The organism is Humiphilus diazotrophicus (genome assembly GCF_059726315.1).
The window spans coordinates 175429-189573 of sequence record NZ_AP040870.1; the positions used below are offsets into that span (position 1 = coordinate 175429).

The 14145-nt window shown below is 49.3% G+C and carries 13 protein-coding genes; 1 reads left to right on the plus strand and 12 read right to left on the minus strand.

Going from position 1 to position 14145, the window contains the following annotated elements:
- Nucleotides 1-158: 158 nt before the first annotated feature.
- Complete coding sequence (locus tag AC6I7T_RS02575) at nucleotides 159-2864, plus strand: carboxypeptidase-like regulatory domain-containing protein (RefSeq protein ID WP_497791726.1); 2706 nt, start codon at nucleotides 159-161, stop codon at nucleotides 2862-2864.
- 32 nt (nucleotides 2865-2896) lie between these two features.
- On the opposite strand, the gene AC6I7T_RS02580 is transcribed toward AC6I7T_RS02575, so the two are convergent.
- The 12 genes from AC6I7T_RS02580 to bufB all read right to left on the minus strand — a co-directional run bounded on the left by AC6I7T_RS02580 (nucleotide 2897) and on the right by bufB (nucleotide 14117).
- Complete coding sequence (locus tag AC6I7T_RS02580; RefSeq protein WP_497791727.1) at nucleotides 2897-3355, minus strand: chemotaxis protein CheX; 459 nt, start codon at nucleotides 3353-3355, stop codon at nucleotides 2897-2899.
- A gap of 2 nt (nucleotides 3356-3357) precedes the next feature.
- A complete protein-coding gene (locus AC6I7T_RS02585; protein WP_497791728.1) occupies nucleotides 3358-4176 on the minus strand; it encodes a CheR family methyltransferase in 819 nt (272 codons plus the stop codon).
- A 29-nt stretch (nucleotides 4177-4205) separates the two neighbouring features.
- Entirely contained in the window at nucleotides 4206-5279 is a 1074-nt protein-coding gene (locus AC6I7T_RS02590) for a protein-glutamate methylesterase/protein-glutamine glutaminase (RefSeq protein ID WP_497791729.1), read from the minus strand.
- Nucleotides 5280-5287: 8 nt separating this feature from the next.
- Nucleotides 5288-5653: a response regulator gene (locus tag AC6I7T_RS02595; protein ID WP_497791730.1), complete on the minus strand. Its 366-nt coding sequence runs from the start codon at nucleotides 5651-5653 to the stop codon at nucleotides 5288-5290.
- Between the two features lie 121 nt (nucleotides 5654-5774).
- A complete protein-coding gene (locus AC6I7T_RS02600) occupies nucleotides 5775-7799 on the minus strand; it encodes a methyl-accepting chemotaxis protein (RefSeq protein ID WP_497791731.1) in 2025 nt (674 codons plus the stop codon).
- Nucleotides 7800-7807: 8 nt separating this feature from the next.
- Nucleotides 7808-8284: a chemotaxis protein CheW gene (locus AC6I7T_RS02605; protein WP_497791732.1), complete on the minus strand. Its 477-nt coding sequence runs from the start codon at nucleotides 8282-8284 to the stop codon at nucleotides 7808-7810.
- On the minus strand, nucleotides 8281-10497 hold the full coding sequence (locus tag AC6I7T_RS02610) for a chemotaxis protein CheW (protein ID WP_497791733.1): 2217 nt from the start codon (nucleotides 10495-10497) through the stop codon (nucleotides 8281-8283). The genes AC6I7T_RS02605 and AC6I7T_RS02610 overlap by 4 nt, the downstream gene beginning before the upstream one ends.
- Nucleotides 10498-10947: 450 nt before the next feature.
- The gene (locus AC6I7T_RS02615) at nucleotides 10948-11199 is read right to left on the minus strand and encodes an anti-sigma factor family protein (RefSeq protein ID WP_497791734.1); all 252 of its coding nucleotides are present in this window, start codon (nucleotides 11197-11199) and stop codon (nucleotides 10948-10950) included.
- Nucleotides 11190-11846: a sigma-70 family RNA polymerase sigma factor gene (locus tag AC6I7T_RS02620; protein WP_497791735.1), complete on the minus strand. Its 657-nt coding sequence runs from the start codon at nucleotides 11844-11846 to the stop codon at nucleotides 11190-11192. The genes AC6I7T_RS02615 and AC6I7T_RS02620 overlap by 10 nt, the downstream gene beginning before the upstream one ends.
- A complete protein-coding gene (locus AC6I7T_RS02625) occupies nucleotides 11843-12352 on the minus strand; it encodes a DoxX family protein (protein ID WP_497791736.1) in 510 nt (169 codons plus the stop codon). Before AC6I7T_RS02625 ends, AC6I7T_RS02620 begins: the two co-directional genes overlap by 4 nt.
- On the minus strand, nucleotides 12349-13242 hold the full coding sequence (locus AC6I7T_RS02630; protein WP_497791737.1) for an HvfC/BufC family peptide modification chaperone: 894 nt from the start codon (nucleotides 13240-13242) through the stop codon (nucleotides 12349-12351). The genes AC6I7T_RS02625 and AC6I7T_RS02630 overlap by 4 nt, the downstream gene beginning before the upstream one ends.
- A complete protein-coding gene (gene bufB, locus AC6I7T_RS02635; protein WP_497791738.1) occupies nucleotides 13239-14117 on the minus strand; it encodes an MNIO family bufferin maturase in 879 nt (292 codons plus the stop codon). Before bufB ends, AC6I7T_RS02630 begins: the two co-directional genes overlap by 4 nt.
- Nucleotides 14118-14145 lie beyond the last annotated feature (28 nt).

Sequence of the window (14145 nt, forward strand, 5' to 3'; positions counted from 1 at the left end):
CTGCAATCCCAATTTGACAACGTTGGACATCTGGAGCAGTCTTATTTAGACATTGTGATAGCAGTTACAATGGAATTCTAGTTCACGAGCGATCCTGGCAGTGTCTTTCAGGTAATTCGTGAAGAAATGAAGGAGACGGGGAGATCGTGAGGCCCTGGGTGAGTGTTTCTTTTCTGTTTGCTTGGTTAATGTTACTGTCGTGCTGCTCTGCCATCGGACAGACAGCGAGCATCAAGGGAATTGTCTATGATCCCGCCGAATCGGTTGTTGCCGAAGCGGAGGTGAAGCTGGAGCAACAAGGGAAGGGGAACCCTTATCTGCTGACAACAGATGACTCGGGAACTTTCGAAGCAAATAACCTTCTTCCAGGAAGCTATTCAATAGAGGTACGAAAAAATGGTTTTGCGGTTTATCGCAAGGAACGGCTAAATCTTAATACTGGACGACAGGCGAACCTCAGAGTGGTTCTGTCTCTACCTCTGTATCAAGAGAACGTCAACGTGGGGAATACTGAAGATGCAAAAGGGACAACTCTTCAAGAAAGTTATCTCTCAGAAGATTCAGTACGACACATGTCCGATAATCCCGATACTTTCAGAGAAGAACTATCGGCTATGGTCGGCGGAGACGCAGTTTATCGAGTAAATGGCCTTGAGATAGACATTCACAATTTACCATCAAAGGATTTAATTCGAGGAATACGGATCGCGACCGGAACCTTTTCTGCTGAATACGCAAAGCAGTGGCGTTTCATGGTAGATATCTTCACCGATCCCTCTCAAATAAAGTTTGGCGGTTCTCTTACCAGCCGTGGTACTACGACAGCCTTGGCCGCGCAAGACCGTTTTGCGCCAGAAAAGGTTCCTCACGATGAGGTGACTGGAAGTGCTTCCTTACATGGACATCTAGGGAAGAGATTATCGTACGGGTGGAGCCTGGGAAAGTCCTACAGCAACACGGGCAAGGTGATTAACGCGCAAATACTCGACACGTCTCTTAATCAGGTGAATCGAAGAGATGCGGTCTCGGCGGGCGAGCATGAGACCTTTTTGGAGCTTACTCCTTCTCTCCTGCTGGGAGAGCGAGATAACGCGACAGCATATTTCAGGTTCAGGAAAAACAGTGAGGACGGCCAAGGAGTAGGAGATCTTAGCCTGCCTGAACATGCATTTATCCAAAGAGAATCATCGTATGCCAACAGGTTACTCTACAATCACAGCTTTGCTCAGAGCCTAAACAATGAATTCAGCTTCGCATACGACTCGGACCTACTCCGGCAGAATCCCATATCTGCCAAGCCTGAGATCCTGGTTACAGGAGCATTTACGGGTGGTGGCAGTGGCGTAGGGAATACCCGTTCGAACACCCGCTCCTACACAATCAAGGACGTCTTGCGAGTAAAGCTGACCAAACAAGTCTTTGCTATAGGTGTAGAGGCAAATGGTCATAGTAATGACAGCAGATTGGGCAATAACTTTAACGGAACATTCACATTTGCATCGTTAAAGGCTTATCAGCTCACGCTGCAGGGCCTTGCTGCGGGGTTGAGTATGAACAAAATCCGGGCACTTGGAGGAGGTGCAAGCCAATTTCAAATAACAACTGGAGCGAACAACGTATCGTCCTCCGAACCCGATATTGCCGGGTTTATTCAACATGATCTCGATCTGAGAAGCAATGTCGGGATAAGCTATGGACTTCGCCTGGAGGCCCAAAAGTCATTGCAAGCAGTAAATGTGGCTCCTCGATTTTCTTTGTCCTGGGGAATTGATGGTGGACCCAAAAAGCCGGCGAAAATTTCCCTGCAGGTAAGCTTGGGAATCTTTTACAATCGATTTCCACTTTCTTCTGTGACCGCCGTAAGACGGTATCAAATGTACCGAACCGCGCAATATACCTACCTGAATCCAGATTTCTTTCCTGATATTCCCGAAGATCTGCAAGGCGAATCAAGTGCTACGCCCTCGTCCTACGGTCTTAGCTCTCATCTACATGCGTCTTATATGACCAGAGAGAACGTCAGTCTCTCCAGAAAGATCGGGAAAGAAGGCCGTCTGAATCTGATGTTTTTCCATTCTCTCGGGCAGCGTCAATATGACCAGAGAAATATAAACGCACCTCTTCCCGGGACCTACGATATCACTGACCCCACCAGCGGCATACGACCTAACGGAAGACTGGAGAATGTTTTTATATATGAATCTGAAGGAATGAATAAAGGGTCGGAATTCATGATCTATTACTGGGGCAAGTTGGCAAAACACGTTTCGTTCGGCGGCGGGATGGGCGCTAACTTTGCAAAAGGAGATGTATTTGGAACGCCTTCAAATCCCTACTCATTAAAAGATGACTATGGGCGGTCCACCCCGAAGCAGCCTTACGCTAATTTCTGGAATTCCATCGAGATTCCCAGGTTTGCGACGATTTCAACATGGTTCCGCCTGTCACCGGGAGAGCCCCTGAATATCACGCTCGGTCGCGATCTGAATGGCGATACGAGTTATAGCGACAGACCGGCATTCGCAACAAATTTGTCCAGTCCAACGGCTGTGAAGACGAAGTATGGATACTTCGAGACAAATCCAGGTTCCACGCAGAAGCGAATTCCTGTAAATATCGCAAATGGACCAGTATTCGTGGGCCTGGGGCTGGCAATTTCCCGTGACGTTCCGCTACATTTTCTGGAACATGCTGGTACTAAGTGGAAGCCATCTCTAAGTCTTTCCGCAGATGGAGATAACATTCTCAACCACCCTGTTCTGAGTACACCCCAGGGAAGTCTCAGTTCTCCATTGTTCGGAAAGTCAACTGCCACGCAATCCGGACCAAGAAGATTCGGCTTTAATACATCGATGAGATTTTAGAGGATGGTATGACCTCTAAGAGCTCAGTTGCCTCAGCACGCTGCTCGAATCGAAACTCCCAAAGAAGGGAAGCTAGTCGAAAAGTAGACGGTCATTACTTCGGGTGAGTTCTTGTCCGGGATAATCAGGCTTTCGCAGGCACACATCGAAGGAATGTTCACCTTACAGATTTGAGGCAACAAACGTTTCAGCCTTCCAGCTGTGATGTTTGTAATCTCTTGGGCGGCGTCGAAACATTCTTCCAACTCGACCTCGTCTGGTTCCTTCCCGATAAATGCGGCAGCCGTACTCTTCGCCAATGCACGCGACATGCGGATCTCTACTTCTCCCCGCCATGCGCCAAAGATTTCGATACGGCCCGAAACGCCATCCGGCTGCAGTACTCCCGTTGGAGCTTGAGTGGCAGGATTAAGTTCTATGGAAATCATGGAACTCCATATTTCCTGGCTGATACTGACGATAGCTTCCCTGGTAATTCCAAATCCTGACATGATTAACTCCTCAGCCGGTAATATGCTGTTCTTCCGAAGGGTACTCTCTCGAAATTGTCATCGAGGTTCAAAGTGGTCTCTGCTGCCCCGAGGAACATATAACCCTTGGGATGAAGTACTTTACGAGCCTTTTCCAAAATCGCTCTCTTAGTGTCAACATCGAAATAGATGAGGACATTTCTCAAAAAGATCACATCCACGATAGGCATCAGAGGCCAGGATGAGATCAAATTCATAGAGCGGAAATCGACCATATTGCGAATTTCGAGTTTAAGCTTCCATTGCAGCTCGTCCTGGACGAAGTACTTGGTGAGAAGAGGCGTAGGCAAGCCGCGGCTTACTTCCATCTGACTATAAGATCCGACCTTTGCCCTTTGCAAAATATGATCGGCGAGATCTGTCGCCACAATGGAATAGTTCCAGCCTGGCAAGGCGAAGTTCTCACGCAAACTCATCGCGATACTATAGGGTTCCTGTCCGCTTGAGCAGGCAGCGCTCCAGAAAGTAATCTTTTTTGTACCCGCGTTTCGAGTGAGAAGCTCAGGAATAATCTGCTGTTTTAAGGCGTCATAAGGCTGATAGTCGCGGAAAAACCACGTCTCATTGTTTGTCATTGCATCGACCACTTTGCGATGCAAGACTCCAAATGTCTGTCTCTCTAGAGACTGGATTAGTGCCTCAATCGAATTGAACCCTTCGTGTTCTGCGACTGGGCCAAGGCGACTTTCGGCTAAATAGTCCTTGTCCGCATCGATCACGATAGCAGAATGTTGGCGGACAATCTTCCGCAAATAATCGAATTGTGGTGTTGCGATACCCATAATACTTACTCTTTGCTAATGCCGATTTACTATCTGTAGAAAAGTCTTGAGTCACGAACGGTTGAAACTATCGCTTCGGCTACTTGATTAATCGGCAGTATCTTCTCTGCCAAACCAGCTTGTGCAACGAAACCCGGCATTCCCCATACGACTGATGTCGCTTGATCCTGTGCAAAGACTCGTGAACCACGCTGTATCAAATCCTTAGATCCAAGAAGCCCGTCTTGTCCCATTCCTGTAAGAACTACCGCAAGAGCTGAGTTCCCATACACAGCAGCAACTGAGCGAAACATTACATCGACTGATGGCCTGCAGGAATTTTCTGGGGGTTCCTGATTGAGCTCTGTAACAATATCTGCCTTTTGTCTTTTTACCGTCAGGTGAAAGTCACCCGGAGCGATCCAGACATCTCCTGCCCTTATAGGCTCTCCGCCTGCTGCCTCACGTACCTGAAGAGGAGAACAACCATTAATTCTGTCTGCCAAATGCTTAGTAAACATTGGCGGCATATGTTGCGTAATAACTACTGGAACAGGGAGGTCTCCCGGCAATTTCGATATCACCTCAACCAAAGCATTAGGCCCTCCAGTCGAACTGCCGATAGCCAGTACTTCGATCTTGGATCTCCGTTCAATAGCCTTCGGAATGACAGGGCTTGGTCCCTCCTGATTGACTGTAGATCCACTCTCAGTCGAGGGGGGGCACAAGGCTTTGATTTTGGGAACAAGCTGCTTTCGTATCCAGTCTTCTGCGTCGGCCAGCCCCTTAGAACCGGCAGGCTTCGTGACATAGTCGCTAGCCCCACGCATCAAAGATTCGATCGTTGCATCTGCACCCTTTTCCGTGTAGGTACTGAACATGATGACGGGAAGATGCAGATCAAATTTTCGAATCTCAACCAGGGTTTCCAGGCCATCCATCTCCGGCATTTCAATGTCCAGGATAACCAGGTCTGGAGGGCTGCTCTTGATTGCACCAAGAGCAATCCTGCCGTTTTGTGCCTGCCCCTGTACGGCCAGGGATGGTTCCGCAGAGATAACCTCCCGCAGCAAGCGGCGCATCACTATGGAATCATCTACAATCAGGATATTTGCTTTAGCCATTGCGAGTCCTAGAAACCGAGCATTTGCAGCTTATCTGTAACGATTTCCTTCGTAAGCGGCTTCATCATGTATTCATTCGCTCCAGCATCGAGAGCTAGAGAGATTTGAGAGAGATCATTCTCTGCGGTAACCATTACGATGACCATGCCATCGTAATGTGTATCCGAACGGATCTTTGAAAGCAGCTCATAGCCGTCCATTTCCGGCATATGCCAATCGATGAGAGCAAGGTCAGGGCGTTCTGTAGAGTCTTCTAGGAAGCTGAGCCCCTCTTGTCCATTCTTGGCCTGACTTATTTCAAACCCCATCGGTACCAGGATGGAACGAAGATAAGCTCGCATAGAGGAGGAGTCGTCAACAATCAATGCATGCATGATAGATATCGCGTTTCTACCGGTGTAATTACGGTCACGTGTAAATTTTGAGAGGTAGTGGATTCTACCAACACCTCTCTTGGGAAAATCTAGGGCCGTCCCGCAAGTACGGCCCAATGGACTAGAAGTTGAACTTGGTTACGAGTTGCTTCAGTTCTGCTGCCATGTCTTCGAGGCTACGGGCAGACTTCTGAGTATCCAATGCACCCTTGGTTGTTGCTTGTGCAGCTTCCGCAACCCCAGAGATGGTCCCTGAAATCTCGTTGCTTCCCTTTGCCGCTTCGGCAAGATTTCGGCTGATTTCGTTTGTCGTGGCACTTTGCTCTTCAACCGCGCTTGCGATCGTGGTTTGGATATCGTTGATCTGAGCAATGACAGATCCGATTTGGCCAATCGCTGAAACAGCACCTTGCGTATCGGTCTGGATGGCATCGATCTTTCTTCCGATATCTTCAGTAGCCTTAGCTGTTTCCTTCGCCAGTTCCTTTACTTCATTGGCGACAACCGCAAACCCCTTACCTGCTTCACCTGCGCGGGCTGCTTCGATGGTTGCATTTAGAGCCAGGAGATTAGTCTGTTGCGCAATTGAGGTAATAACCTTAACAACCTCGCCGATCTCTGTGCTGCTTTGCCCAAGTTTCGTGATTGTCTGGTTGGTCTGCTGGGCAGATTTGACCGCGACTGTTGCAACCCGAGTTGCTTCCGTCGTGTTCTTTGCAATCTCCTTGATACTGGCTTCCATTTCGTCGGCACCGGCCGCAACCGTCTGCACGTTACTCGTAACCTGAGTCGAAGAGTTACTCACGACCTGGGCCTGACGAGCCGTCTCGTCGGCACTTGCTGCCATTGTCTGGCTGACACTATTCAGTTCCTCGGCAGCATGTACCAGCGACGTGACGTTCTTCCCGATCTGTTGCATCGCGTGGCGGACCTGTGTAGCCAAGGTATTGATTGCATTGGAAACTTTGAGGAATTCACCCTTGAACTCTTCATCGACCATGGCTGTCAGATCACCGCTGGCAAGTTTTGCAAGCACTACGGAGAAGACGTTCAATGGCTCTGCGATGGTGTCCAGCGTACGGTTCACACCGTCGATGATCATTCTGAACTCACCACCATGCCTGGTTGCATCTGCACGAGTGGCAAGCTGACCTTCCACTGCGGCGTTAACCAGCATGGAAGCATCGTGGGTAAGGGCCTGAATAGCTCGAATCAGCTGCTCCATGCTCTTGTTGATTTCGCCAAACTGGGTCTTAACTTCCTTGGTGTAGTCATCGCCATCGGCAAGCTTCAGATCGACATTGAGTTCGCCCTTCGCGATTTGAACCAGATTCGATGCCAGGCGTGCTACTTCCTTATGCGTGTATTCCTTCACGCGGATGATCGAAGTGAGATCTTGTACGACTTCAACCCAGCCGACATGCTCTCCCTTGTGGTTCATAATCTTGGAGGTATCCTGCTTGCAATCGGTTCCGTGCCAATCGAAGTAGCTCTCCGGGATACCCTTCTTCATCAGCTGGCGGATACCGCAGCCTTCCGTATTACAGATATTGGCTTTAGCTGTAGAGCAAGGCATACCTACCGCGTCGGCGCGCGTACGAATGTACTTCTGGTCAACCATGAGCTTTTCAAAAGCTTTATTCAGGTAGACCCAGTTCATATCCATGTCGATGACGTGGATCGGGAATGGAACCGCATCGAGAATCGCCTTGAACCAATCAACCTTATCGGAGGCGGCCTCAACGATCTGAGCCAGACCTTCGGCGATGTTCAAATTCAATCCGGAAAGATTCCTCAGATCCGGTTTTACATCGAAGAATCCTTCTTGTGCACGCTTTGCAATCTTGTCAGTTTCAATCGCAAGATACTCGGCAGGGCGGCTGACACTCTCCATATACTTCTGGACCTCGTAAAGCAGATCCTGGTCTGCAGCAGACAAGCCACTGCCATCTGGAATGTCTTCCCAACGGCCCTCTTTCCAGCTCTTGAGCATTTCCTTTAGCTCGGCCTGAATGGTGACCGTTTTACGTGCGCGCTTCCGGCTATCGGATGCGGGTGTAGCTGCTGCGGGTGCCGGCTCCACCACTGGAGCCTTCTTTCCCTTTGCCTTTGAGGTCTCAATCTTTACTAATTCCTGTTGTGACATGACGTCTCCTAATTCTTCCTGTTGCCTGTGGCTCCAAATTCTGCTGCTTTGTTTACTCCCAGATTAGCGACCCGATTCACATCTAGAACAAGCAACAGGTGCTCCGGAAGCTTATACACACCGCGAACCATTTCGCTGGCGATACCTTGCAAGGTGCAAGGCGGAGATTCAAAAACTTCCTGGTCGACTTCAACGACCTCTCCAATTTCGTCAACGAGAAGACTTTCAACTCCGCCATCAGAACGAACCAGAACATTCATGGGAAGAGCACCTTCAGGACGGCTCTCAAAACCCAGACGTTGGCGGAGATCGATGGCGATCACAATCTGACCGCGAAGGCTTAGTAATCCACCGATCGTCTTTGACGACAGAGGGACCTTGGTCATTTCCTGATAGCGAATAATTTCTTGAACACGCTCAACTTCAATGCCGAAGAATTGGTCCCCGACGAAGAAGGTGCAGTATTTTGCCTTAGCGGCAGTCATGCCGATACCTCCTCTTCAGCACGCTCGGTTATTACAGAAGGCTCGATGATTTGACCAACATCCAGTAGATCCGTTACACGGTCCTGGATGACTGCACATCCAGCAATGCCTAGTTGTGCATGCTTTTCTTCGAGCAGAGAATGGCCTTGAACAATATCCAGAATCTCGTCCACGATGAGACCGATGCTCTGGCCCGCATAGGAATAGACAATGACCTGAAAGATATCGGGATCTGCGGGCGCAAACTCGCGGCCTAAGAATTCCGCAATTCTCACCAATTGCATGATATGGCCACGATACTGGACTACTTCCTGGCCTGCGGATTGTTCAACCTTATGCAGAGGCAATTTCTCCAGCCGGGAAACATCGGAGAGAGGCAATGCCATCCGTCCTTGCTTGCCAACCCGGAACAGGAGCCAGCTGTCTCCGCTCTCGACAGAACTACGTTTCTCCGCAGTAGATGCCACTCGAGCAAGATCTTGAGACTCTGCTGTAAACCCAACTTTCTTTGCCAATCCCCAAACATCCAGGATCAACGCAACATGTCCGTCACCAAGAATAGTTGCGCCTGAGAAACAATGGATTCCTTTGATCTGGTTACTCAACGGCTTAACAACGATCTCTTCCGTGTCATAGATCAGGTCGACGACCAAACCAAACTGACGTCCATCTGTCTGCAACACTATGATCGAAGCTGAACCATCTGCGGATTCAGACTCCAGCTCAAGCTCCCGATTGAGTTCAATCAGGGGCAGAATGTTTCCACGCAAACGGTAAACCGGATACCCGTGAATTCGTTCGATTGAATGCTTAGCGGCATCTTCCTCGAGGCGTACAAGCTCAAGAAGGCTGACCTGGGGAATTGCAAACTTCTCTCCACCACTGGCGATAATTAAAGCCGGAATGATTGCCAGTGTTAGGGGAATTTTGACGGTGAGCGTGGTCCCTTTGCCTTGTTCGCTACGGATGTCGATTGTTCCGCCAATATTCTCGATGTTCGTTTTGACAATATCCATCCCGACGCCACGGCCGGATATGTTGGTTACCTGTTTGGCGGTGGAAAGTCCAGGATGGAAGATAAGGTTAACTGCTTCCTGATCAGACATCCGCACGGCCTGTGCTGCCGTGATGACTCCACTCTGCAGAGCCTTTTGCTTAACGCGTTCGACAGCGATGCCGTGGCCATCATCCGTGATCTCGATATTTACCTGACCACCCTCATGGTATGCGCGCAGAGTGATGATTCCGGTCTCCGCCTTTCCGAGACTGATGCGAGTTTCCGGCGGCTCAATTCCATGATCAATAGCGTTACGAATGATGTGAAGCAACGGGTCGTTGATTGCTTCGAGGATCGTTTTATCCAGTTCGGTTTCCGATCCCTCCATGTCAACCTTAACCTTCTTATGACAGCTGGTTGCCACGTCGCGAACCAATCGAGGTAACTTCTTCCATATCGTCTCAATCGGTTGCATACGAGTTTTCGTAATGCCTTCTTGCAGTTCACTGGTCAAGATCTTCAAACGTTGAGCAAGGCGAATAAACGGGGTGTCGTTCACTGTCGAGGTGAACTGTAGGATCTGGTTCCGAGCGAGAACCAGTTCGCCTACAAGGTCCATCAGCTTATCCAGCAGATGAACATCGACACGGATTGTCGACGCAGAAATCTGGAGACCTCGTGTGCCTTCTGTATCAGATGTAGCTACAACATTCGCCTGGGGATCCGGAACTTCGCTTTCTGTCGCGATTGTCAATGGAATTTCTGCTTGCGTTTCCACCGGCGGTGGAGCAGGCAATTCCACCTTCACTGGTGCTGGCGGAGTAGCCGGTGCCGCTTTGGAAGGATCGAGGAAGACAGCCAGTGAATCGAGTATCTTCTTAGGATCTGTTTGCCCTTCCTGTTCAGAGGCCTCGATCACCTTTAGAACCTGACGGATAAAGTCCGTCATAGAAAGAAGAGCGGTAGCCATTTCTGCATCGAGGTGCAGTTTTCCGTCACGGAGCAAGGAGAGCAAATTCTCTCCACTATGGCTAATCCGTTCGAGATTGGGGAAGCCAAGTGTACCGCTTGTTCCTTTAATAGTATGGATCGCCCGAAAGACTCGCGACAGCAATTCCTTTGAACTGGGGGTCTTTTCCAGTTCTACGAGATCGCGATCCATTTGGTCGATGAGTTCGTTGCTTTCGATAAGGAACTCTTTGACGATTTCGTCCATTGGACACACCTACCCGAACGATAACTTTGACTGTTTGCTAGAAGCATCATCGGCAGAGGTGCCTCGGCAAATAGGCAGAGATAACTATTTTTCTCGCACAAAGTAACTTCTTGGCGATAGTACTTTTGTGGGGTTTTTGAATTTGTAGCTGCAACAGTATCGTGTAGCGATACGACCACGAGAACAGAAGACCAATAAATATGCACACTTAAGCGTCATGCTGGCGCATAGATAACACGAAAGTGCTAAGCCTAACCTATTCGAGGTATGACAGATTAGCTGCCAAGAAGAGTCGCGCAAGGCGACCTTATGAAGACCACATACGCCTAAATTGGCTGAAGCCTTCTATGTAAATGTTTTCTACATACTTGCGACCATCCTTGATGGCAGATAATAAAGAAGATAGCGATTGCAGAACCGACGCAAACGATAACAATAATCAAAGTTCTCCTACATCTCTGGGGCTTGGCTCTGCAAAACATGATCCAGCCGAGCATGCAGACGCTTGCTAAAGTCGACTGGAAGTTCAATAACACGATCATCCATCATTAAGACGATTACGTTGCGTACCGAATCCAGGACGGCAGAACAAATCTCACAGTGAGCCAAATGTCTCTCGACATCGGCACGTATCGCAGGGTCAATGCTGCCATCTATATATTCGGAGATGTGGTCCCACACATGCCGGCAGTTCAAAACCATGGGAGCCTCCCCCAATTGCCCGTTTTGCTTTGCGGCTTAGCTATTTGTTTGAGTTGCGGCGCGAGCTTCTTCTGTAACATCATGTGAGCTCGATGTAGCCGTACCTTCACGAGTGAAATGGAAATCGACAGAAGCTCTGCCGTATCTTGCACGCTGATCTCTTCCAGATCCCGCAAGATCACGACCTGGCGATACGATTCCGGAAGATCCGCAATAGCTTCTTGAAGCAGGGAACGCAGTTCCATCCGTTCAAGAGCTTCCAGCGGAATCTCTCGCCAGTCGGTTAGGATGGCTGGAGTGTAATCGCCTGCGTCACAATCCTGATCGTCGAGCGAATCCAGAACAACGCGCTTTCGGCTTCGGAGCCGCAAGCGAGCTTCGTTAAGAGTTATAGCCGTGATCCAGGTACTGAATTTCGCCTCGCCACGAAAACTGGCCAACTTCCGATAAGCTTTAATAACGGCTTCTTGTACAACGTCTTCCGATTCCGATTCTTCTTTAAGAAGAGCAAATGCCGTCAGGTAGAGCTGCCGCTCATAGGGACGAATCAGGTCATGGAACTTTTCTCTTGCCCCAGAAAGGATAGAGGCAATCAGAAGTCGTTCCTTGGACTCCTCTGTCTCACGTTTTGGGGGATCTTCGATCATTGGCTCCCTTTTTGAGAACGAGAGAGCAGGGCATCCAGAGAAATTGCCCCGGCACCGAGGACTAGTACTATCACAGCTGCAAAGAGAAAAGTGAAGGGATCGGCGTTATAGAATTTTCCCGGGTCACTGAAAATTGAAGACAATGCTTCTCGATCAGCGGTAATGTAGGCCGTAAACATGTTTACGGCAAGGAGTAATCCAATAAGCCGTGTTCCTAAACCTAAAATCAGAAGAAGCCCGCCAACGAACTCCAGTGTCGCAATGCTGGGTGCCATGATCCCTGGAGCCGGAATGCCAAGACTCTCAAAAAATTCCCGTACGTGACCTAGATTGTGCAGCTTACCCCAACCTGTCTGAGTAAACTGCCATCCCCAGTAGAGCCTTACGAGTAATAAGAAAGGAGAGGTCAGGTAACGAGACACTACTTGTCCCGATTGATCATAAAGGCTTACTAATCTATTTGCCGTACCTTTATTATGGGTTGCAAGCGTCGATGCAAAACTCATAGTGATCTCCTTCCGTCAGCGGAAAACCATCCAAGCATCGACCAAGTGGCAAAAGCGGATTCCAGCATTTGATGGAACGCCTCTTCCGTCATGGCCGTTTCGTTCATGGCGTTTTCTATTGCAGAGCCTAAGGCCTGGCCGCTCAGGAGAAGCTCCAACAGACGAAATTCTTCGCGCAATAATCTCTTGTAATAAACCGAGTTCTGTTGACGATGAACTGCTAGATAAACCTGCTCCGGGGCTGCGTTCTTGATTCGAAATGCTGATTTATTCTCCGGAGCCTTAGCTGCGTTGTTTGTCGCCACGTTTTGACTGCCTGAGTTTGTACGAGCCGCGATCAGAAGATCGTCAACCGGATAGCTGAGAGCCAATATTCTCAAATACGGTTGCAACCGAAGACGAGTATCTTCATTGATGCCTGCCAACTCTTCAGCGGTCAGCGCGGAGTCATCAGCCGCATCGAAGGCTTCTATATGTGCCCATTCCAGGCGCGCCATGGACAAAGCGAGATCTCGATCAGGCTCTATCCACTTTGGGTTCAGAATTAACCACGCTTCGAGTCTTGAGCCTAGATTCCGTAGCGTAAACGAAGCCGATGGATTATCCACCAGATAGGCACGCATGAGCTTTTCGAATTTGCTGCTACCTAAAATCGCTTTCAAGCCTGGGAAGTCTTCTTCAAAACTCGAATACAACCGGAACCAATACTGACGGTTATAGATCTCCAGCCGTTCAAATGCCGTCAGTCGGTCATTCGGCTTAATCATGAGATCGGCTTCCACCCGGTTTGAGACTCCATCACTGCGACGAAGGCGCATCGTCTCGTCTTTTGTAAGGGGATGCATGATTGCGGAAGCCACACGACGCTGCAGTTCATGGAGTTCACTCATTGGCTTACTCCTTCTGTCTCAGATTCGTGATCTTCAGACCGCTCCAGCGCCTGGAGGTATCGATTCGCCTTTAGCGCTTCGCTATGAACATCTTCGAAAGAAGGAATGTTGTCGTCCCACTCCAATAAGGTTGCCGTTGGTCCTGTCCGTTGAAGCACACGCTCGTAAAGTTTCCAGACTGGATCGAGAACGGGATGATCGTGAGTATCCAGAAGATATTTTTCGAACTTGGAGTGTCCGGCTATGTGAATCTGGGCGATGCGGTCTGCAGGAACTGCATTTACATAGGTGAATGGATCGAAGTTGTGATTCTGGGAGGAGACATAGATATTGTTCACGTCCAGCAGGATGCCGCAGTCTGCCCGTTCAACAACTTCATTGAGGAACTCCCATTCCGTCATCTCCGAGAGGTGAAACTCTGCATAGCTGCTGACGTTTTCTACAACAATCGGAACCTCGAGAAAATCCTGGGCCTGACGAATTTTTGCAGCAGTTACCTCAACCGCCTCCCAGGTATATGGCATGGGTAATAAATCGTGCGTATAGCGACCATCCACACTGCCCCAGCAAAGGTGGTCGCTCAGCCATGGAGTCTTCGTCCTTCGGACTAATAGCTTCAGCCTCTGCAAATGGTCTCGATTGAGCGGATCAGTTGAACCGAAATACATAGAGACACCATGCTGGACTACCTTGTATTGCTCTAGGATTTGATCGAGAACAGCCAGGGGACGCCCTCCGTCGATCATGTAGTTTTCCGAAATAATCTCGAACCAATCGACGACAGGACGCTTCTCTAGGATGTGCTGATAATGCGGGATTCGCAGACCAATCCCAATGCCGTATTCAGTAAAACCATTAAACCGATTTGCAGGCACAATAGGCTCCGGAAATTCATCTAGGACA

Excerpts from the sequence above, each read along its gene's own strand:
- AC6I7T_RS02580 (WP_497791727.1), bottom strand. The coding sequence starts at position 3,355 with ATGTCAGGATTTGGAATTACCAGGGAAGCTATCGTCAGTATCAGCCAG.
- AC6I7T_RS02585 (WP_497791728.1), bottom strand. The coding sequence starts at position 4,176 with ATGGGTATCGCAACACCACAATTCGATTATTTGCGGAAGATTGTCCGC.
- AC6I7T_RS02590 (WP_497791729.1), bottom strand. The coding sequence starts at position 5,279 with ATGGCTAAAGCAAATATCCTGATTGTAGATGATTCCATAGTGATGCGC.
- AC6I7T_RS02595 (WP_497791730.1), bottom strand. The coding sequence starts at position 5,653 with ATGCATGCATTGATTGTTGACGACTCCTCCTCTATGCGAGCTTATCTT.
- AC6I7T_RS02600 (WP_497791731.1), bottom strand. The coding sequence starts at position 7,799 with ATGTCACAACAGGAATTAGTAAAGATTGAGACCTCAAAGGCAAAGGGA.
- AC6I7T_RS02605 (WP_497791732.1), bottom strand. The coding sequence starts at position 8,284 with ATGACTGCCGCTAAGGCAAAATACTGCACCTTCTTCGTCGGGGACCAA.
- AC6I7T_RS02610 (WP_497791733.1), bottom strand. The coding sequence starts at position 10,497 with ATGGACGAAATCGTCAAAGAGTTCCTTATCGAAAGCAACGAACTCATC.
- AC6I7T_RS02615 (WP_497791734.1), bottom strand. The coding sequence starts at position 11,199 with ATGGTTTTGAACTGCCGGCATGTGTGGGACCACATCTCCGAATATATA.
- AC6I7T_RS02620 (WP_497791735.1), bottom strand. The coding sequence starts at position 11,846 with ATGATCGAAGATCCCCCAAAACGTGAGACAGAGGAGTCCAAGGAACGA.
- AC6I7T_RS02625 (WP_497791736.1), bottom strand. The coding sequence starts at position 12,352 with ATGAGTTTTGCATCGACGCTTGCAACCCATAATAAAGGTACGGCAAAT.
- AC6I7T_RS02630 (WP_497791737.1), bottom strand. The coding sequence starts at position 13,242 with ATGAGTGAACTCCATGAACTGCAGCGTCGTGTGGCTTCCGCAATCATG.